Source organism: Sporomusa sp. (assembly GCF_035561255.1).
GTDB lineage: Bacteria > Bacillota > Negativicutes > Sporomusales > Sporomusaceae > Sporomusa.
Genome location: NZ_DATMXX010000019.1, coordinates 1 through 20,097, shown reverse-complemented (window position 1 = coordinate 20,097; position 20,097 = coordinate 1). Strand labels below are relative to the sequence as shown.

The following is a 20,097-nucleotide window of genomic DNA, read 5'->3' as shown; positions in this document are numbered from 1 at the left end:
ATATAAGCATCATCGAATAAATAGCAATACTTAATACAAGGTAATAGCTGCGGTTTTTTCGCAGATAGTACCCGGATGTAATCTACAGCTAAGCCTGTGCGCCTTACTGCCAGCGTCGGATTAAATTATGTTCAATATCCAGCCGGTCCAGAATCCGGCCGACATGATGGTCAATAATATCATCTAGGCCTGCAGGCTTGTTATAAAAGGCCGGCATCGGCGGCATCATTACCACACCAAGGCGGGCTAGTCTGAGCATGTTTTCCAGATGTATAGCACTAAGCGGAGTCTCGCGGGGAACAAGGATCAGTTTGCGCCCCTCTTTCAGGGCAACATCAGCCGCCCGCTGAATGAGATTGGTACTTAGCCCGCAGCTAATCGCAGCAAGGGTCTTCATGCTGCAAGGAGCAATAACCATTCCTGCCGTTTTGAAGGAACCGCTGGAAATCGCCGCACCCAGTGCGTTATTATCATAAACCTGTGTCGCCAGTTTTTCCAAGTCGGCTAAGGTATAGTTGGTTTCAGTACGCAGCGTCTCAATAGCCCACTGGCTAACAACCAGGTGTGTTTCAATGTCCATTTTCTTAAGAAATTGTAGTAAGCGAACCCCATATACCGCACCGGTTGCACCCGTAATGGCAACAATGATCCCCATATAGCCCCCTGTTATTCGATATAGTCTTCCAGTTTGATAGTCTCTTCCCCGGGAATACGCACCCGTTCAAACCGTTCTTTGGTCGCATTCAGGGGAATGGTTGCATCGATTCCCATTTTATCGCCAATGCCTTCATCTGTCGAAGGATCAAGCAGATTGCCTGCTGCCCTTTCAACAATCATTACATCCCGTCCGGCCTGTGAGCGGGTGGCAATCGCCCATTCGACATCTTCCATATTAAAAATATCAACGTCCTTATCAACAATAACAACATGTTTTATTTCATGACTGGTTCCGAATGCGGCACACATGGCATTTTTAGCTTCGCCTTCATGTTTTTTATCTATTTTAACGACAACATGATAACGGCAGGTCCCGCCAGGTGTCAGGTGTACACTGAGCGTGGTTGGAACCGTGTTGCGGAGAATTTGCAGCATGCCGCCTTCCCGCGGGATGGCGCCCAATAAGCAATGCTCCATTGTGGCCGGGACGATAGTATGGAAAATCGGATCTTTCCGGGTCGTCATGGCCATCAGCTCAATGACCGGTTTTAAGGAAGCAGGTCCATAGTATTTGGGGTATTCACCAAAAGGTCCTTCTACCTCACGCACACCGGGCAGCAGGCGTCCTTCCAGAATTATTTCAGCCTGGGCCGGTACCTCTAAATCCACAGTTTCGCATTTTACCAGTTCCACCGGTTTCCCATACAAGCGGGAGGCAATGGTAAATTCATCAAAACCTAGCGGGGCCAGCGCCTGCGAAGCTAAGAGAAGAATCGGATCAACGCCGATGGCCAGGGCAATCTCCAGCACTTTTCCCTGGGCTTCGGCTTTTTGGTAAAAATTGGCCAAATGGCGGGGCAAGATCAAAATTCCGAGGCGGTTAGGTCCGCTGACCTGCAGACGGTGAATTGCAACATTTCGCTCGCCGGTTTCCGGATCTTTAGCGATTAAGAGCGCTGCAGTAATATAAGCACCGTTGTCTTTTTCATGATGGACCGGGATGGGCAGTTTGGCCAGGTCCACTTCAAGGGTAATACATTCTTTTACAGGAGCCTTTTCCTTCTCCACAATAATGCATTCCATGGGGTTAGTTTGAGCCCAGGCAAAATGCTCTGCCGCTTTTTCAACTTCTACTCCCATCGCCTTGGCCATAAGGGTTCGGTTGCCGGCAAAACCGGTAACAACAGGTATATCGTTGCCAATGTTCGTAAATTTTAATGCATATTTGCCATCTGCTTTTTTACCCAGAGCAGCCAGTTCATGTATGAGATCTACTTTTTTAGTGACCGTTTTCAAACAGCTTTCCCTTTCCAGGCAGGCCAACCATTCACGCAGTGATGTACAAATCATTCTCTCTCCCCGTTCCCTTTTCAGCATATTCACTATTAACAGGCGCTACTCATGTTATATCACACAAAGGTAAATAGATCTAATACTATAATGTTTATAAGTCATATAGGTATAACCTATATGACTGAACTGTCCATTTATGACTGCAGCCCACAATTAATCCTACCGGCATACAATAAAGGCACCATTGCCAAGGTGGCAATAGCGCCTTTATTATTACGCAGACTATAATTCTTACAACCATACCTGCTGTAAGTGGGCAAAGCAGCAACGCCAACCGCATATTACGACATTATCGCAATATGTGCGATAAATAAGGCATTGCGTTAGCCACTCCACCAGTACGCAGCCTTGTACTAATACCCGTTGACCAGCACAGATACTTCCCCTGTATGCGGCTCAAATATTAAGCCATGTATCGGTACATCGGCCGGGATCAGTGGATTATTCCTTATTCGTCCAACGACTTGCCGCACATTGTCATGAGGATGGTGGAAAGTATCCAGCCAAATGGCCAGCTCATCTTTGATCATTTTTATAGCATCAGGCGAGATTCCCCTGTCCAGCATTTTATTGATCACGGTATCGGCGCTGGAGTGAGCCACACCGCAATCTTCATGGCCAATAACAATGATTTCCTGCACACCAAGTTCATAGATTGCAATAACCAGACTGCGGATGGTAGCCTCAAACGGCCCTGTCACTGAATTCCCGGCATTTTTTATGACGACGGCATCTTCGCGCCTAAGACCAAGAGCCGGTTCGAGAAACTCCACCAGCCTTGTATCCATGCAGGTAAATACGGCCAGATTACGTTTTGGCACTTTGCCAACATAGCTGCCGATCTGCTCATGAATCAGCGACGTACTATCCACAAAAGCTTTGTTTTTTGCAAGCATCTGTTCTAAGACAGACATATCTTTCCCCCTGCCTTCTTGCGATTTAATCTTCATGATCTATTTCGTGGTAATTAATAGGCTTGCATCAGCTGGCGCGGGTAATTGGTGAGCAATTCAGAACCATTGTTTGCTACATAAATACAATCCGTAACTCTGGGTCCGCCAATATCCTGTCTGTAGATGGTAGGCAACAGCAAATCCACCACCATACCGGCTTCAATCCGTTCATTCCGGCCTTTGCCGATGATGGGATAAAACTCAGATTGCCGGATACCCACGCCATAGCCAATGACATCAAGAAAGCTTTTGCCATAGCCGCACGCCTCAACAATCTCCCTGGCGGCAGCATCCACCTCAGCAACGGCTATTCCCGGCTTAAGAGCTGCAACGGCAGCTGTTTGTGCTTTCAGCAACAGCTCATACACAGCTCTTTTGTCGTCGCCAATGTCACCAACAGCCACTGTGCGGCACAGTTTGGCACAATACCCCTCATACGTAGCTCCCAAATGGATAACGACAATCTCACCTGTTTCAATTTTCTTACTGCTGGCACAGGGATGAGTCAGCAGGGACCGGCTGCCGGAAACAACCTGAGGACGAAAGGGAGATCCGCCTGAGCCCGCCTTTAACATGGCATACTCCGCCTCGGCCAGGACATCCAGTTCACGCACGCCTGACACTACAGCCTGCACAGCGGCCGCCATGCCTTGTACAGCAATCCTCCCTGCCTCGCGCATATACTCTATCTCACCAGCGTCTTTCACCGCGCGCAGGCGGTAAAAGAGGTCCCCGGCATTTTTGAACCCATTCTCCGGAAAATGGTGACGCAACGTATCATATACGGCAAACCCGACAAAATAACGCTCAAACCCGATACTGGGCTCGGTATAACCATAGGCCTTGATCTGCTCGACGGTTTTAGATACCAGACTTTCTCCGGGAAACTGATAACCGTACGTTTTTATGCCAGTCTCATTCCCTACATAACCGGCATCCAACCATAACGTGACGGCACATGGTTCGCCCTGGCGGGGAATGATCACAGCCAGACATTCAATCTGAGTCAAACCGGTAAAGTAGATCAGGTTTTCCCGGTTGGTTATCAGCAGGACATCCAGATTGATCTCAGCCATCATTTGCTGGGCTCTTTGCAGCCGGTCATGGTAAGGGGCCTTGATCATACGGCCCCCTGCCGGCGTTGGTTGCTCAGTTCAATGGCAACATCAATAATCAAATCCTCCTGACCGCCTACGGTTTTGCGCCGGCCTAGTTCCATAAGAATATCCCGGGAATCAACCCCAAATTTCTCAGCGGCGCGGCGGGCATGGAGCAGGAAGCTGCCATAGGCACCGGCATACCCGATGACCAGCGCATCATTGCTGATTACCTGGGGGCGATGCAGCAGCGGATCAATGACCTCCTGGCCGACATCCATCAACTTATAGAGGTTAATGCCGGTTTCATACCCCATTTTAGCAAGAACGGCTGCCAATACCTCCAGCTGGGTGTTGCCGGCACCGGCACCAAGACCGCGGACTGAGCCGTCGATCAGGGTGGCCCCGGCTTCGATAGCCGCTAAACTATTGCCAACTGCAAGACCTAAATTGTTATGGCCATGGAATCCAACCGGCACCTTGACAGCCGCCTTCACGGCCGCGATTTTCTCTTTCACTTCCCCCGGCACCATGGCACCACCGGAGTCAGTCACATAGACAACATCCGAACCATAGCTTTCCATCAGCTTGGCCTGCTCAACTACCTTTTCCACAGATGCCATATGGCTCATCATCAGAAAACCGATAGCCTCCAGCCCATGTTTCTTGGCAAAATTTATGTGCTGTTCGGCCACATCGGCCTCTGTAACATGGGTAGCAACCCGGACTGTATGAGCGTTGTATTCCATGGCAACCTTCAAATCCTCAATTGTCCCAATGCCGGGAATTAGCAGCACATCCAGCTTGCAATTTTTTAGCGCTTGGGAAACTGCAGCAAAATACTCTCTGTCGGTAGATTTAGCGAAACCGTATTGCAGGGATGATCCGCCAATCCCATCCCCATGGCCAATTTCAACAGTAGTTACACCGGCCTCATCCAAACGCCGGGCAATTCCCGCCATTTGTTCTGCCGACAACGAGTGGCTGATGGCATGCATACCGTCGCGCAGTGTAACGTCAATGAGACGAATGTGCTTCATGAATTAACCCCCTTCAGTTTGTGCTGGGCATAACGTTCAGCGACAGCAATAGCTGCCGAGGTAATAATATCAAGGTTGCCGGAATATTTGGGCAGATAGTCGCCGGCCCCTTCCACTTCCACCATGGCCACTACCCGTTCCCCGTCCGCATAAGGCTCGACTTTTAAATGATAACCGGGAACATATTTTTTTACTTCCGCCACCATAGCGTGTATCGATTCTTTGATTTTATCAATATTACGAGTGTCACACTTGCAGTAAATTGTGTTGCGCATCATAACCGGCGGTTCTGCCGGGTTCAGGATGATAATGGCTTTGCCGTCTTTGGCCCCACCCACTTTTATCAGGGCGCTCCTGGTGGTTTCGGTGAATTCATCAATATTTTGCCTGGTACCGGGTCCGGCACTTTTACTGGAGATTGTGGCCACGATCTCCGCATATTCAACAGGTACCACCTGGTTGATTGCAGCCACAATCGGGACAGTTGCCTGCCCGCCGCAGGTCACCATATTGACATTGTCTACACCAGATCCCACGTTGAGCGCGACTGCCGGTACACAGTATGGCCCCACAGCGGCCGGTGTTAAATCAACGGCAAAAATCCCTGCTGCTTTTAAGAGTGGTGCATGCATTTGGTGAGCCCGGGCACCGGTGGCATCAAATACTATATCAATATTCGCTTCCTTTAAAATTCCCTGAATGCCCTCAAGTGTGGTTTTAATTCCTCTTTCTTCTGCCAGCTTTAATCCGTAAGAGTCGGGGACAATCCCGGCCATCATTACCAGTTCCAAATGCTCGCTGCGGGCTATTTTCAGCATTAGATCTATTCCTATATTACCTGGCCCAACTATAGCCGTCCTTAACTTCACAAAATCCCCTCCTATTTTTTGAAACGCGCAGATACACTGCCAATACGGTCAAAATAAAATGTTACATTATCGCCGTCAGCCACCGGGCAGGCGGCGGTAAAGGAACCGGACATGATAACCTCACCTTTTTTCAGGCTTATGTTATATTGGGCCAGCTTATTGGCCAGCCAGGCGACGGCGTTGGCCGGGTGTCCGAGAACTGCAGCGCCAGCCGCGGTAGCAACTACTTCACCGTTTTTCTCAAGCACCAGCCCCATATATCTCATGTCAATATCCGCAAGGGGAGTCAGCTTCCCGCTCAGGATAACCCGCCCGATGGAAGCTCCATCGGCAATTGTGTCCTGAATCTTGATCTTCCAGTCTTTTACCCTGCTGTCAATAATTTCGATGGCTGGCATAATCCCGGCAGTGGCCCGTAAAACATCGGCAATGGTAATACCCGGTCCCTGAAGGTCTTCTTTTAAGACAAAAGCAATTTCCGGTTCAACTTTCGGGGCGATAAGCTCGCTTAAAACAACGGCATCACCTTCATAGCCCATCATATAATCGGCGATGTAGCCATAATCAGGCTCAAACACGCCCAGCGCATTCTGCATGGCCTTACTCGTCAAACCAATCTTTTTACCTACAATGCGATGCCCGTCGGCCAGGCGCAGTTTCATGCCTTCAAGCTGAATGGCATAGGCTTCGTCGTTGGTAAGCTGATACTGATCGGTAAGAGTTGCAATGGCTGTACCGGTCTTCTCCGCCTCATAAAGTGCGGCAGCCAATTGATTAATGATGTTTTTTTCCATGGTGACCCCTCCATTTTTGTTGTAGTTTCTCCCGTAGAACCCGGGCAATTTCAGTCGCCAGACCAGCCTGATCCACCAAACCGGCGCGACAATATTGTTTTAGGACCTCAGTGGCAGCTACCACCTCATCATGCGGCCCAGGCAGGTTAACGATAGTAGTAAGCCCCACCTTACCGATGCCAATACGTACCCCATCCTTGACATGTCTACCAGTTCCCTGTTCAAATTGGACAATATAGGGAGTCAGTGCGGCCGGATCAACAGCTAATAACGCCTCAACGCTAAAATCCTTGTCCTCTGCCCCCACACCGCCGGTAGTAATAATCAGACCAAATCCACGATCGACCGCTTCTATTATTTTTCTGCTGATCGCCCCTTTGCTGTCGGCAATCACACCGCCGAACTCTGTTTTATAACCGTTTTCCTGCATAGCTTTACAGAGATACGGGGAATTCGTGTCTTCAATCATGGACTGCTCAAGTTCAAAACCTGTAGAGTAAACCAGTGCCCGGGCCAGAACATTTTTTTCGATTTCAGTCAGCATAGCCTGCGTTCTGGTCATAATCTGCCCGGACTCAATTACATCGCAATTAATCAGTCCCATAATACCCTGTGAATCAATAAAAGTCTCAGGACTAATCGTAAGTCCGGTGATTTGCCCCAGCTTTTCCAGCAGCAATTTTTCCTTACCAATAATCTGGTTGATAGAAACCGTCTTTTCCAGGATATCCAGACAAAAATGATCCTGCCTTACATCAATGACCAACACTTTTTCCGGTGATAATTCCAGCACTTGGGCTACGCTTGTGGCAATATCACTTAAGTTTACATCTTTCATAAGGACATTCTGAACCCGCAGTTCCGTTTTCTCTAGCAGGTTTAATTTCATGACAGTTAGCTCCCTACTACATCAAGTTTCATGTCTAATAACGGTGCATCAATAATTTCCATGCCGATATCCAGAATATCAATATCCTCGGCCTGTAAATTACCGATATTCTGCAGGGAAATTCCTTTGGCAAAAGCCAGTTGAACCTTGGACCGCCAGCCGTTTTTTCTCAGACCGGCGCTTACCCTGCGTAAATCTTCCACATTGCCGGTATCGACCATGATAATGCCGGCCCCACACTCGGCCGCCAACACCGCCTCGGCCGCAATATCGCCGGTTTCCCCTTTTAACTGCAGCACCTTTAACTCGGGCCTTGTGCTTACGGCAGCCAGTGTTTCCTTAATGCCGCCCAGCATGCGGACAAAGTTTTTGTCCAGATACAAAAACGGGACATCCACAATCCGGAAATGCGCGCCGCCATGATTAACTGCCTCTCTGACAGGCTGCTTGATCTCCGGCGGCATTTTTTTCCAGGCACCGCTCACAATGCGCAGGGAACCAGCGCTGGCAACCGCTTTACGGGCGGCAGTGGCAATCCCGGATGGCTTACTCAACATACCGATAGCAAACTCTTCGGCAACGGCAATCTCTTTAGGTGTTCCGGTCAGGGTAAGAATGACCTCACCTGCGGTTACTGTATCGTTGTCGTTTTTGTGTAGCTGATATCTTAGCTGCTGCTCCTCCAGTACTGTTTGAAGCCGCTTAATTCCCGACACTACCCCGTCCTGTTCCGCAGTCAGGCGGGCCGTATATGCAGTGTCCCGTACAGATGCAAAAATTATGTCACGTATGTCGTTTGCCACTGACATCCCTCCCATCAATTGAATTAGGCATTTTGCCCATTTTCACGCTCAAGCTGCAACTCTTGCTCCTTCTCCTGGCGCTGAGCCACAAAATCCTCACGTTCCAATACGATTGAGAACAGGAGACCGGCGATAAGTGCCCAAAATGGCGAACCGATGTTAAATATGCTGATATTGGAAACAGCGACAAGGAAGGACACGAAAGAACCGTATTTGAATCTGCCTGAGAAGGCACCGGCGAAGGCACTGATTAATACGCCAAACATAGCCAGGCCTGCAAGCATCGCCGTCAGTTCTTTCGGCACAAGCCCGGCAACCGCAATAGCAACGCCGGCGGAAAGGGAGAATAGAATCCAAAAAACGCCTTCCGAAATAGCAGCAATAAAGCGGAGCGACTTATCCTCTCCGGCCGCAGGGCTGGAACAAATGGCAGTACTGGGGCCGGCAGTAACGCAGGGATGGGCGCCAAAAATAGCATTAAGAACAGTTCCAATACCAGGCGCAATGAATATTGAATTGATCGGCAGATTCTTATAACCTTCTGCCATCAAAACACCCACCGCTTGAATATTTTGCACGCCAAGTACCAGAATCGTCAGCGGGATTGTCAGTTCGAAAAATGCCCTGGCCGTAAATTCCGGATACAGAAACAGCACAGGGGTGGCTAATTGAAACTGGAGCACATCCCATTTGGCCATGCCCAGCGTTGTTGCCAGAAATCCGCCCAAAATAATTGAGCCCAAGATCGGCGGGAATTTCTTAGAGAACCCTTTCAGCGCCGTGAGGGCAAAAAACAGCAGCACCGGCGGACCAATAAGCACCGGCTGCTCCTTGATTGCACTGACCAGATTAACCCCAAAACTCATCATTACGCCGGCGATCATTCCCAGCATTACCGGCAGCGGCAGGTAATTAATGGCTTTTTTTACCAGCCCTGAAACACTGATTATAATGACAATCAATGCCACCATATAGTAAGCGCCTACCGCTTCCGCGTGAGGCAGGTGAGTTAATGACTTGCCGATGATAATCGCGCCGGGAATACTATAAGCGGCTACAAGCGGCAAACGATACTTCAAAGCGTAATAAATGGTTAACAGGCCACCGGTCATATAGATAGCAAACAGCCAGGAAGTGGCAACCTCAGGGGCAAGCTTCCCTTGCTGAGCAGCATTCATTACAATAACCCCCGGGCCCATAATGCTAAATATCGCGGCGACAAAACCGGTGCCAATTCCTGCGGCATTAGCGTTTTTTACTGCAACCTTCAGGCTTTCGGTAAGTTTATACCCTGGTTCCATCCATGCCATAATAAAATCCCTCCTCAATTATAGATTCATTATTTCATTCACTTGGCGATAAATTGCTTCAACTGCTTCATGCTGAACAGGCACCGGCTTTAGTCTCCTTATGGCAAAAGCAACCTTACATCAAATTGTAACGTTGGCTGGCTGTATGAGTTTACGGTAATTTATTCCCGCGGCAGGTTATTTCCGCTTGACCCCCAAAGAAGAAATTCCGCGTTGTCTCAGCCATTTTGGCATTAATTCCTCATCTACCCGTTTTGAGACAGCCGGCGCTTTTTCTTGCAGCAGCTGCAGGAGACTATGGCTAAGGTTCAGCCCGCCAATGGCTCCGTCAAAAATTAACACTTTATCGGTGTTGGCCGTTTTGTAGGCAAACTGCATGGCATTGTCGAGGTTTTCAGAAATCACCGCATGTTTGGTATACTCCAGATTCTGGGGATCATTGTCAAAGAGTTCCGCTTGTTCTTTCTTTACCACAATTGTTGGTATCTGTTCTGAGAAAAATGCGCTTGGGTAGCCGCCCCAGGCATAATTGTGAATGACCATTTTAACCGCAGGATTAACCGGCGCAATGTCGTCAATCAGCGGCTTGCCGTTCTTTCCGTAAAAAGCTTCAGTATACCAGGTATATGGCGGCAAATCCCCATCAAGATCAAACAGATCGACGTTGGCCCCTACCATATTGGCATAAATGACACCGGCCGCAAACACATAAGGCACCGGGCACGGGAAATCCAGTCCCACAATGCATTCGTCAATCTCGCCAAGCAAGGTCATTATCTTCCCGTAATAATTAAGACCGACAAAAGTAAGATAGTCATTCAGTTCAAAGAGATCATTGGCAGCCACAACACCAACCACGCCGCTGGGTGCCATATCTAAAAACGCAGTAAAGGCAAATTTTGATTTTACAAACTCTGACTCAAAAATCGACCGGGCTGTAAAATTGGCTCCACGCGGCCCCAGGTTCTGGTGATACGTTGAACGGGTTTCAATCCGGGCATAACTCATACCAAACGGTTTTACGGCCCTGTCCACATGGCGGTGAAAGTGCACTTCCCTGACATCACTATTATGGGCATGCACAATCCAGTCGGCATCATACACCGACTTAAGCCCATATAACGTCCCAATTTCTGTTTTAATAGGAATGCCTTCATCAATTGGGGCGATACATCTGGCTTTCCCCTTAAAATGCACATCCAGCCCATATTGCTTGATATACTCCTCGGTCTCACGGAAACGCAGCCCGTTACCGGCCCGCAGTCTGATATCAGTGGCACCTGTCTTACTTTCGATCTCGTCACGCACCACTTTCAGGAATGTCGCATATGGCTGGCCGCCTAATAAGGTAAAGCCATGGTGCGAGGCAAGTACATTGACAGAGTGTCCCGGCTTAATCATAGACATATCAACATTTTGCAAAGCAGCGACTGCCGCCTTTTTAATCAGGTCAAGCCCGTCCCCTGCCGCACTGGGATAAATGACCTCAGGTGCATCAGGAAACAGCTCCTTAACCATTACCGAAGTCATCTCCGGATATTCGGCCATCCTTTTTGTCAGAAGATTAGGATGAATACCATATTGTGATACTTTTGCCGCTGTCGGTATAATCGGTTTGCGCATCAACGATCCCCCCTGCTGCCTTTTGCTTTAATTACCTTTTCTAAAATCTTGATATCTTCGTCAAAATAGAAGCCACTTGTTTTATATTTTTCTTTGATTTCCGGTGAAATGTCCCAGAGTGTAGGCGTAATACCATACCATTGATACCCATCAGGACGCTCGGGATCAATGCCGGCTGCTTTCAGGATTCGCAGTATCGGCTGGATACACTCAACCTTGCACCCCATACGAATGCCTGTCCTGCGGGAAATTTCCTCTGGTGTTTTGGCCCCGGTCAGGACAGCTGCAGCTACTTCTTCAGCCCGGGTAGCGGTACAGTAGCAGATAATTTGTTCCGGATGCATATGGGCAGTTTTACATAATTCCTGAATTTTTTCGTAAGGAACATCCTCCACATTAACGGCTACCGTGTAAGGTTTTTCCAGCTTGACCATAGCAATGGCATATACGGGGCAGCGTTGTTCACAGGCGCCGCAACCACGACAAAACTCTTCATTGACAATCGCTTTTTTATCCTTGATAACAATGGTTGCGGCCGGGCAAACCTTACTGCAGATAGCGCAGCCAATACATTTATCTGCATTAATCAACGGTTTTAGAGAAATGAGTTTCAAATGAATACCTCCCTTATTGAAATAAAAAATCATCGCAAAATCTTTTTTACCACATTCATCTTTTCTGTTTAAGCATCCCCCCCATGATGCGCCATAACTCTATATGGTATTACAGCAAATGCAACAATCGCTATTGTCTCTCATTGTCGCACGCCGTTCATACTACTTCGCAAAAAAACACAGTAAGAGAGTGCATTGGACACCTCATTAGCGTGTTTATACTATTTATCTTTTATAGCCTAATTGCGTTGAGATTGTGTTGGCAGTATCAACGACATCGGCAATAATCTGATCTAATTTTTCAGGATTCATACGTTGCGTAGGGCCGGACAAGCTGATTGCTGCAATAACTTTCCGGCGATGATCGCGTATCGGTGCGGCAATACATCTCAGTCCGCTTTCAATCTCTTCATCATCCACAGCAAATCCCTGTTGACGGATTTTTTGGAGGTGTTGCTGCAAGGCAGCCCCATCTGTAATTGTTTTTTCCGTGAATTTTTTTAATTTCTTTTCAGAAACTATTTTTTCGACTTCTTCATCAGCCAAACCGGAAATCAGCATTTTACCTACGCCGGTACAATGGGCCGGGTTGCGGCCGCCAATTTGCGATGAGATACCAATAGAATGCAAACTGGCTACTTTGTCAATATAGACAACCTCGCCCTGCGATAAAACCCCCAGATGCGCTGTTTCGCCATGTTTTGCAACCAATTCCCGCAGCGGCGGTACAGCAAGTTTCCGTATATCCATACTGGAGTGAACAATCTGTCCCAGCTCGAACAGCTTCATTCCCAATGAATAACGGGCAGATGTCTGATCCTGCTGTACTAACCCCAGTTGTTCAAGTGTAGCAATAATACTATAGGTTGTACTCTTGCTTAGACCGATAGTTCTGCTGATATTACTCAGGCTGTCTTCATTGCCGTTGGCAGCCAGATGATCTAAAATACTAACCGCCCTGGCGATAGATTGAATCTGCTTACTATCATTTGTCGAATTTCGCATATATACACCCTTTTCAATAGTACCGGTAATTTCGGCTGAAATCCGGGCTTTTAGGAACCACTGCAAACTACTTAAGCATCAGGTCAAGCATGGGACCACAATTACGCAATACTTGCAGATGAATGGTTTTTAGTGGAATTTTATGTTTGGCCGCAATGGCTTTGCAATCTTCAAATTCCGGGGCGATATTCATAACTTTGTCGCCCAGCTTGCCAATTTTGACTTTAACCGGCCCCCACTCTGTCTCGATATTCAGCATTGAGACATCAATATGCGCGGTTTCGCAGCTCAGAATACGAACCCCCAGTGTACTTGTTTCGGCCAGTAAGATCTGCAAGATATCACTGACCTTACCAGCTGCTGCCATAACAGTGATTTTGGTGCCGGGACGGTTCTTCTTCATTAGAATCGAAGTGAGATACACCTCATGGGCTCCTGTCGCAAACAGGCGCTCCATGACATAGCCATAAACCTGCGGATTCAGGTCATCGATATTAGTCTCAATGATCTTAGTCTCACCGGCAGCACCTAAGTCATTACGCAGTTCCTTATCTCCCAAATATAGACGCAAAACATTAGGTATGTCAATATCCCGGCTGCCAGACCCATAACAGACCTTCCTGGTTATAAAATGAGCCGGGGGGGACCCAAAGCCTTTTGCCAGCGTAGCGACAATGGCCGCACCGGTGGGAGTCACCAGTTCTTTCTTAATACCCTCGGCATAAAAAGGAATTCCAGTTAATAGTTCCGCCGTTGCCGGTGCCGGGACCGGCATAAGTCCATGACTACATTTAACATAGCCTGATCCGACATGAAGAGCTGAAGCATAAATTTCCACGATTCCCAGATATTCCAGACCGATTGCGGTCCCCACAATGTCGACAATGGAATCAATAGCACCAACCTCATGAAAATGAATTTTATCTACAGAAACCCCGTGTACTTTGGCTTCGGCAGCAGCTAAACGGGAGAATATGGCTAACGAATGCTTTTTGACCTGATCGGACAACAGGCTATTATCAATAATTGACCGAATATCACTAAAATTCCGGGAAGGCTGGAACCATTTGCTAACATCGACATTAAAATATCTGGCCCTGATTCCATTTTTTGATACTTCCTTATCAATGAGTTTATACGATGACAAAGATAGTTTTTTTAATTCTGCTTCAAGGTATTCCAGCGGCATGCCGGCATCCAGCAAGGCACCAACCATCATATTGCCGCTAATACCCGAAAAACAATCAAGATAGGCAATTGTCATGCTGCTTACTCCTCTTGGTTTTGGGTGATCGAACAAATATGACAATGCACTGTGCGACATTGTCATATGTTGTTCGATAATTTTAAATAAACTAATTCCACAAAATAATTGCAATTCCTGCAATTATAAAAAATATTTTTCTACCAAAAAACCTCCCGCTGGGCAGGGAGGCTTTTATCCTTAAATATTTTAGACTAATGCACACGTTCCTCATAAACACGAACGATAACCAACAGCGCTAACAACGGGCCAGCCGCTAAAATCCACCAGACATAGTTGAAATTGCCGGTAAAATCAATCACTTGCCCTATAACCCAGGGACTCATCAGGGATGCCATCTGGAATAAACAGTTTGCCACACCGTTGGCCGTTGCTGCCCGGGTTATGCCTGCTGTCTGCGATATCAGTACAGTAAGCTGGGGATTAGCCAGATAAGCGCTGAAGCCGCCGGCGAATCCTGTTAGATACAACAGTTCAAGTCTTGTTTGATAGCCGAACAAAATAGTAAATGGTACGACAAGGATAAAGGCGATGATCACCAAAGGCTTCCTGCGTCCCAGCCTGTCGGATATAATACCAGATACAAGCGGTGCAATAGCCCCTCCCAAACCATAATAGGCCATTACTGTACCGGCTTCACGCACCGAAAAGCCCAGCCCCTTTATATAAACATTGGCCCAGGTGGCAGTCCCCAGTTGCAGCCACATCAGGAAGAAGCCGGCAGCAGAAAGCAACATCAAATCTCTGTTGCCAAATATATATTTTAACCCGGTTATAATGTTTTCGCGTTTCTGTTCAAAACGGCAATTGACTTTCATCAGGAAAAACACCAGAACCCCGGCAGTGATCGTCAGCATCCCCACTGCCTGAAATGCGCCCCGCCAGCCAAATATCAGGTTTAGATAGGGTACGAGAATATTAGTTATTAAAATTCCACTGGAAGGGGCTGCCGTTAAAATTCCGAAAGCCAAACCTTGCTCTCTGGGCGGAAACCATTCTACCAAGGCACGCGAGCAGGAGGAAAACACAGCTCCAGATCCTAAGCCGGCGACAATTCGCAGATTAAATCCTAATTGATAGTCGCCAATCAGCGAAAACGAGGCTGTTGCCAACCCTTCAAGGATTAAGCATACCGAGAGAATGATCCGTACGCCAAACCGGTCAGCCAGTAAGCCTGCCGGTATTTGTGTCGCAACGTAACCGATATAAAATGCGCTCATAAAGGCCCCGGCCTGTCCCATATTCATGCCTAAATCAGGAACTATGACTGATATTAACGGAGGCCAGGTAAAGCGGGTAATAAAACTAAACAAAAAACATAAAACACAGAGTATTAAGATAACCCATCGGTACTGTGATGATGTAGTATTATTTTGCATATTGGCCCTCCTTTTTACAAATCAAAGAGATTAACACGTCTTCTCCCACATCAAAACATGCCCTCCTTTTGTTGAAAGCCTAGACGTGTAGACAACTAAATATATATATACGACATTTTTTGACAATATTCCTTCTATTGAAAATATTCAGATGCATTTAACATGTAGGGTTGTAAAATAAGGTGGTCTTTAACCCCCTGCTTGATTAAAGACCACCTTATATTCTGTCTCCATGAGTAGTTTGTCTTTTGGCCATTTCATAAACCACCCGCACACTTTCCAAACGCATTTGCTCAAATAGACCGCTGCTTGTACCAAAAATCAAGCCGCTATTGCTGCCAAATCCAGTGACAATTTGGCTTACAGTATGCTCAAGCTGCCGCAGGCTTCGCGATTCAATTAATTCAGCCGGGTCTAGGTTCCCCCATAGGCATAGCTTATGACCATATTGTTGCTTTAGCTTGCCGATCTCCATCCCGGCCAAAGCCTCAATGCACTGTAATCCGTCAAACCCTGCCGCCACGATATCCTCAAGCACCAATGTCAGGTTACCGTCAGAATGAAAGAAAACTGGCATACCTAGCTGTTGTGCATACCTCACCTGACAGGCCAACGAAGGAAATAACGTTTCCCGCAAGAGCGCGGGACGGGCAATAACCCCCTGATTGAAGGCAATATCGTCTGCAAGGATAATGCCATTTACCCCGTTGTCAGCCAATTGATCCATCATGTCCTTATTTATTATCTCAATAGCTGTTACCAGCTCCAAAAAATCCGGATTACGGCGGACCAGCTGCTTCATCATCTGCTCAAATCCCAGCAATCTGACACCCCAGCCAATCGGTCCATCCAATACGGCGAAGGTAAATAAATCGGTGGTAACCCAATTCTTTACATCGTTGAAAACTATATCCTGCTTACGGGGAATGCTTCCATTACGCAAGTCACAGCGCGGATGCAGACATACGGCATCCAAGCCCATAGCGGTAACAAATTCCAGCCGGTGACTAAACTGGATCACCGCCTGATCAAACATGGTTTGTACCAGTTCGTCATTAATAACAAGCTCAGCGCAGGGTACTTGGTCGACAGGCAGACGCCTGATAGCCCGCTCAACCCTTATTCGATGTTCCATAATAGCCTCCACTACCGCTAGCTTAATCGCGGGAATTGCAAGGATTTGGCAAATACCCGTTTAAATGTTGGCTGTATCGCTAATTCCACATGTTCAATAGCTGTTGCCAGGCATTCGGCCCGGCGGCGTTCCCGTTCAGATATCAGACTCATACACGCCCCGGCGCCAGCAGCATTGCCCACCTGAGAAAACCGTTTAAGCGGCAGATTTGGCAACATACCAACGGCAATAGCACTCTCCAGCCGCAGAAAAGAACCAAAAGCACCAGCAATAATTACCTGTTCGATCTCCTCTACCTTAACACCAAGCGCAGTTGATAACAGGATAATCCCGCTGGCAATAGCCGCTTTAGCCAATTGAATCTCACCAATATCCTTTTGGGTTATCACAATATCGCAGTCACACCCGCTCTCTTCACAGGGTACAACGAGAAACTCAGGCACTTTGCCTGGTTCTGTCCTTACCCGCGGGTGGGCAGTGTTCAGCCTGCCATTTTCAGCAATCACGCCTGCTTTGTTAAGCTCGGCAATCAGGTCAATAATTCCCGAACCGCACAGTCCAATCGGTTTCTGGTTGCCAATTGTCTGCCAGCTTACCCCCATGCCGCCACTTGACAGCCTGACCTCGCTAATGGCCCCATTTACCGCCCGCATTCCCTGGTAAATGTGAGCCCCTTCAAAGGCCGGACCTGAGGCGCAGGAACAGGAAGATAGCATTCTCCCGTTAACAGCCAGGACAATCTCGGTATTTGTCCCGATATCAATACCCAGGGTTATGCCTTGGGCTTCATCAATTCTGCTGGCTTGAATCATGGCGACATGATCCCCGCCGACAAAGCCACCGATTGGGGGCGTCATATATACCCTGGCAGCCTCGCCTAGATTCAGGCCAATACTTATGGCCGCAGTCTCGATTGGCAGAGTGGCTGCAGGCACATAGGGGGAAAGGACCAGTTGCTTTATCGGCAGTCCAAGCAAGAGGTGGTGCATGGCGGTATTGCCAACAATGACAGCCTGGCTGATCTGGTTAACACTAATCCCCTGGGTCAGAGCCAGGCGTTCGGCCAGTTCATTAATCCCGCCGGCTGCTGTACTGACCATCTGCCGGGCATTGTCTTCACCCGCCATGGCAAATGCCAGCCTGCTCATCAAATCCTCACCATACGCGATTTGCGGATTCAAAATTCCTTCCGCAGCTACTGTTTCGCCTGTGTCCAGCCTGATAAGAAAAGCAGCAATCTTGGTTGTGCCCAAGTCGATGGCCAGGCCGAATGGTGTATAAGGGCAATCCACAGCAGCTACATTAACAATTTGGCTGCCACAAACAGCCACTGCCAGCTCACCATCAGTCACCATCGGATTGACGCGGCGCAGCAAAGCCAGGCTGACCGTAAGCCCTGTTACGCCATGCCTGTCTTTTAAAAATTTTTCTATCTGCTGCCACAAAGAATGTGGATGGTGAATACTTGTATTTATTAGACCAGAAACGCTATACCGTTTAAACGGATAATCCACCGGCGCTGCCTGGTACTGACTTTCAACCTGTAGCTGCTGACGACCGATCAGAGAGGTTACAGGGATCTCGATCTTGCACGGACCGGCAATCTGCGCCTGGCAGGCGAGACGATATCCTTGCTCAAGTCGCGCTGGAGCCAACATATTCATTTCATTAGCTGATGGCAAGGATAACTCCCCTGCTATCAACCTTACCAGACACCGGCCACAAAGACCTTTACCGCCACAGGGCGCGCTAATGCCGTGTTCGAATAGTTCCAGGCCCTGGGCTGCTGCCAGGATAGTTTGTCCGATCCCGGCATAGACCCGCTTTCCCACAGGTTCATAATCAATGATTACTTTTGTGATAGCTCTCTGCTCCAATCCAGACATATTTCCACTCCCTGGCGGGCATCATCGACCCAGGCATCTGCTCCGGTATATTCTCTTACTTTTTCATTAACCAGCCCGCCGATGAGGATCTTGATTTTTGTGTTGCGCTCAACTAAACGTGCCAATTGAATTGTTCGTTTTAACGCCTCAAAACCGGGAGAAAGCAGGGTACACAGACACAGTATTGGGGCGCCGGACTCAGTTAAAGCCAGGATAAATTTATCAGGCGATACATCCACACCCAGATCATACACCTCAAAGCCATAACAACGCAGCAAAGAACCTACCAGATTCTTCCCAATATCATGAATATCGCCTTCAATTGTGCCAAAAACGATTTTACCAATAAATGGTTTTCTTTCAGTAGGTTCAACTACAGGGCCCAGCATATCCATAATCTGAGAAAAAATCTCTGAGGAGAGGATTAAATCGCCTAAGAAGTATTCCCCGCGGGAGTACCGGTCACCCACGGCCACCAGACCGGCACGGCATTCTTCAACAATGTCCAGCGGCGAGCTGCCAAATTCTAAGCCCTTTTTGACCAGTTCGAGCGCCAACGGCTCGTCAAGCTCGCCGATAGCGCTTGCCAGAAGTCCTAACACCATCATCGTTCCCCCTTCAGCGGTTGTATATCTGAAACCAGAGAGTACCGGTCACCGCGATAATAAAATACACCAATGCCGATAGGTCTGTCATCACTATCATACAGAGCTTGCTGCAGCTTTAGGACAGGTGCCCCCGGCGCCACATTAAGGAGTTTGGCATCAAATTCACTGGCACTTTCGGCACTTAGAATAGCCTGACTTCGTACCGGCAGAATGTCTGTATGGATGGTAATAATCTCGGAAAAGGCTTTATATTGAAACTCATTTTCAAGGATAGGCCGCCCCTTGATATAGGACATATATTTGTGTTCAACAGCGAGCGGCTCATTATCGGCCATAAGCAGGCGACTATAATGTAAAACGCCGTGGCTGGCCACCATGCCCAATTTCGTGGCAAACTCTGGGAGATCCTTACGGAAACGCACATGGATCAGCCGGTGTCCGGGCTCTTTCCCCAGATGTTCTACATGCACATTGAACTCTTTCATTAAAAACTCGGCGCGGTCCAAAGACGGCCTTGATACAAAAGTTCCCCGGCCCTGCTGGGCACTGATCAGGCCACGCTCGGCAAGCAGGCTTAAACACTTGCGGACAGTCGTCCGGCTAAGCTCATATTCACGCCCAAGATCATTTTCTGAGGGCAGCGGCTCGCCTGCTTTCAATTCCCCTGATAGTATCTTTTTTTCCAGAATGGTTGCTAACTGATAGAAGGGAGGTGTAAATAAATTTTTGTTAATTCTGTCCATGCCTTTTTTGCATCCACCTTATGATAGCTTCTCCTGTAAATCATTTCTACGCCGCATGAATCTTCCCTTCTTAAC

The 20,097-nt window shown here is 48.0% G+C and carries 19 protein-coding genes; all 19 read right to left on the bottom strand.

Annotated elements, in window-relative coordinates:
* Positions 1–103: 103 nt before the first annotated feature.
* Positions 104–655 (bottom strand): UbiX family flavin prenyltransferase, encoded by a 552-nt coding sequence (locus VN379_RS00995; protein WP_325529893.1) that lies wholly within the window; start codon positions 653–655, stop codon positions 104–106.
* A gap of 11 nt (positions 656–666) precedes the next feature.
* Complete coding sequence (locus VN379_RS00990; protein WP_325529891.1) at positions 667–2,007, bottom strand: UbiD family decarboxylase; 1,341 nt, start codon at positions 2,005–2,007, stop codon at positions 667–669.
* A 356-nt stretch (positions 2,008–2,363) separates the two neighbouring features.
* A complete protein-coding gene (locus VN379_RS00985; protein ID WP_325529890.1) occupies positions 2,364–2,924 on the bottom strand; it encodes a carbonic anhydrase in 561 nt (186 codons plus the stop codon).
* A 53-nt stretch (positions 2,925–2,977) separates the two neighbouring features.
* On the bottom strand, positions 2,978–4,087 hold the full coding sequence (locus VN379_RS00980) for a Xaa-Pro peptidase family protein (RefSeq protein ID WP_325529888.1): 1,110 nt from the start codon (positions 4,085–4,087) through the stop codon (positions 2,978–2,980).
* Positions 4,084–5,100 carry a 4-hydroxy-2-oxovalerate aldolase gene (gene dmpG, locus VN379_RS00975; protein ID WP_325529886.1) on the bottom strand — a complete coding sequence of 339 codons (1,017 nt, stop codon included), beginning with the start codon at positions 5,098–5,100 and terminating at the stop codon, positions 4,084–4,086. The genes VN379_RS00980 and dmpG overlap by 4 nt, the downstream gene beginning before the upstream one ends.
* Complete coding sequence (locus VN379_RS00970; protein WP_325529884.1) at positions 5,097–5,969, bottom strand: acetaldehyde dehydrogenase (acetylating); 873 nt, start codon at positions 5,967–5,969, stop codon at positions 5,097–5,099. Before VN379_RS00970 ends, dmpG begins: the two co-directional genes overlap by 4 nt.
* Positions 5,970–5,980: 11 nt before the next feature.
* Positions 5,981–6,763, bottom strand: coding sequence for a 2-keto-4-pentenoate hydratase (locus tag VN379_RS00965; RefSeq protein ID WP_325529882.1), 783 nt, complete (start codon positions 6,761–6,763; stop codon positions 5,981–5,983).
* Positions 6,744–7,652 (bottom strand): molybdopterin-binding protein, encoded by a 909-nt coding sequence (locus VN379_RS00960; protein WP_325529876.1) that lies wholly within the window; start codon positions 7,650–7,652, stop codon positions 6,744–6,746. The genes VN379_RS00965 and VN379_RS00960 overlap by 20 nt, the downstream gene beginning before the upstream one ends.
* A 5-nt stretch (positions 7,653–7,657) precedes the next feature.
* Complete coding sequence (locus tag VN379_RS00955) at positions 7,658–8,455, bottom strand: hypothetical protein (RefSeq protein ID WP_325529874.1); 798 nt, start codon at positions 8,453–8,455, stop codon at positions 7,658–7,660.
* 23 nt (positions 8,456–8,478) lie between these two features.
* A complete protein-coding gene (locus VN379_RS00950) occupies positions 8,479–9,765 on the bottom strand; it encodes a benzoate/H(+) symporter BenE family transporter (protein WP_325529872.1) in 1,287 nt (428 codons plus the stop codon).
* A gap of 177 nt (positions 9,766–9,942) precedes the next feature.
* Positions 9,943–11,388: a hypothetical protein gene (locus VN379_RS00945; RefSeq protein ID WP_325529870.1), complete on the bottom strand. Its 1,446-nt coding sequence runs from the start codon at positions 11,386–11,388 to the stop codon at positions 9,943–9,945.
* Positions 11,388–12,002 carry a 4Fe-4S binding protein gene (locus tag VN379_RS00940; RefSeq protein ID WP_325529868.1) on the bottom strand — a complete coding sequence of 205 codons (615 nt, stop codon included), beginning with the start codon at positions 12,000–12,002 and terminating at the stop codon, positions 11,388–11,390. Before VN379_RS00940 ends, VN379_RS00945 begins: the two co-directional genes overlap by 1 nt.
* A 225-nt stretch (positions 12,003–12,227) precedes the next feature.
* Entirely contained in the window at positions 12,228–13,007 is a 780-nt protein-coding gene (locus tag VN379_RS00935) for an IclR family transcriptional regulator (RefSeq protein ID WP_325529866.1), read from the bottom strand.
* A 67-nt stretch (positions 13,008–13,074) separates the two neighbouring features.
* A complete protein-coding gene (gene larC / locus VN379_RS00930; RefSeq protein WP_325529864.1) occupies positions 13,075–14,271 on the bottom strand; it encodes a nickel pincer cofactor biosynthesis protein LarC in 1,197 nt (398 codons plus the stop codon).
* A 194-nt stretch (positions 14,272–14,465) separates the two neighbouring features.
* Positions 14,466–15,650: an MFS transporter gene (locus VN379_RS00925; RefSeq protein WP_325529862.1), complete on the bottom strand. Its 1,185-nt coding sequence runs from the start codon at positions 15,648–15,650 to the stop codon at positions 14,466–14,468.
* A 217-nt stretch (positions 15,651–15,867) separates the two neighbouring features.
* On the bottom strand, positions 15,868–16,785 hold the full coding sequence (locus VN379_RS00920) for a uroporphyrinogen decarboxylase family protein (RefSeq protein ID WP_325529860.1): 918 nt from the start codon (positions 16,783–16,785) through the stop codon (positions 15,868–15,870).
* Positions 16,786–16,802: 17 nt separating this feature from the next.
* Positions 16,803–18,671: an ASKHA domain-containing protein gene (locus tag VN379_RS00915; protein WP_325529858.1), complete on the bottom strand. Its 1,869-nt coding sequence runs from the start codon at positions 18,669–18,671 to the stop codon at positions 16,803–16,805.
* Complete coding sequence (locus tag VN379_RS00910; protein WP_325529856.1) at positions 18,635–19,279, bottom strand: cobalamin B12-binding domain-containing protein; 645 nt, start codon at positions 19,277–19,279, stop codon at positions 18,635–18,637. The genes VN379_RS00915 and VN379_RS00910 overlap by 37 nt, the downstream gene beginning before the upstream one ends.
* The gene (locus VN379_RS00905; RefSeq protein ID WP_325529854.1) at positions 19,276–20,022 is read right to left on the bottom strand and encodes a GntR family transcriptional regulator; all 747 of its coding nucleotides are present in this window, start codon (positions 20,020–20,022) and stop codon (positions 19,276–19,278) included. Before VN379_RS00905 ends, VN379_RS00910 begins: the two co-directional genes overlap by 4 nt.
* Positions 20,023–20,097 lie beyond the last annotated feature (75 nt).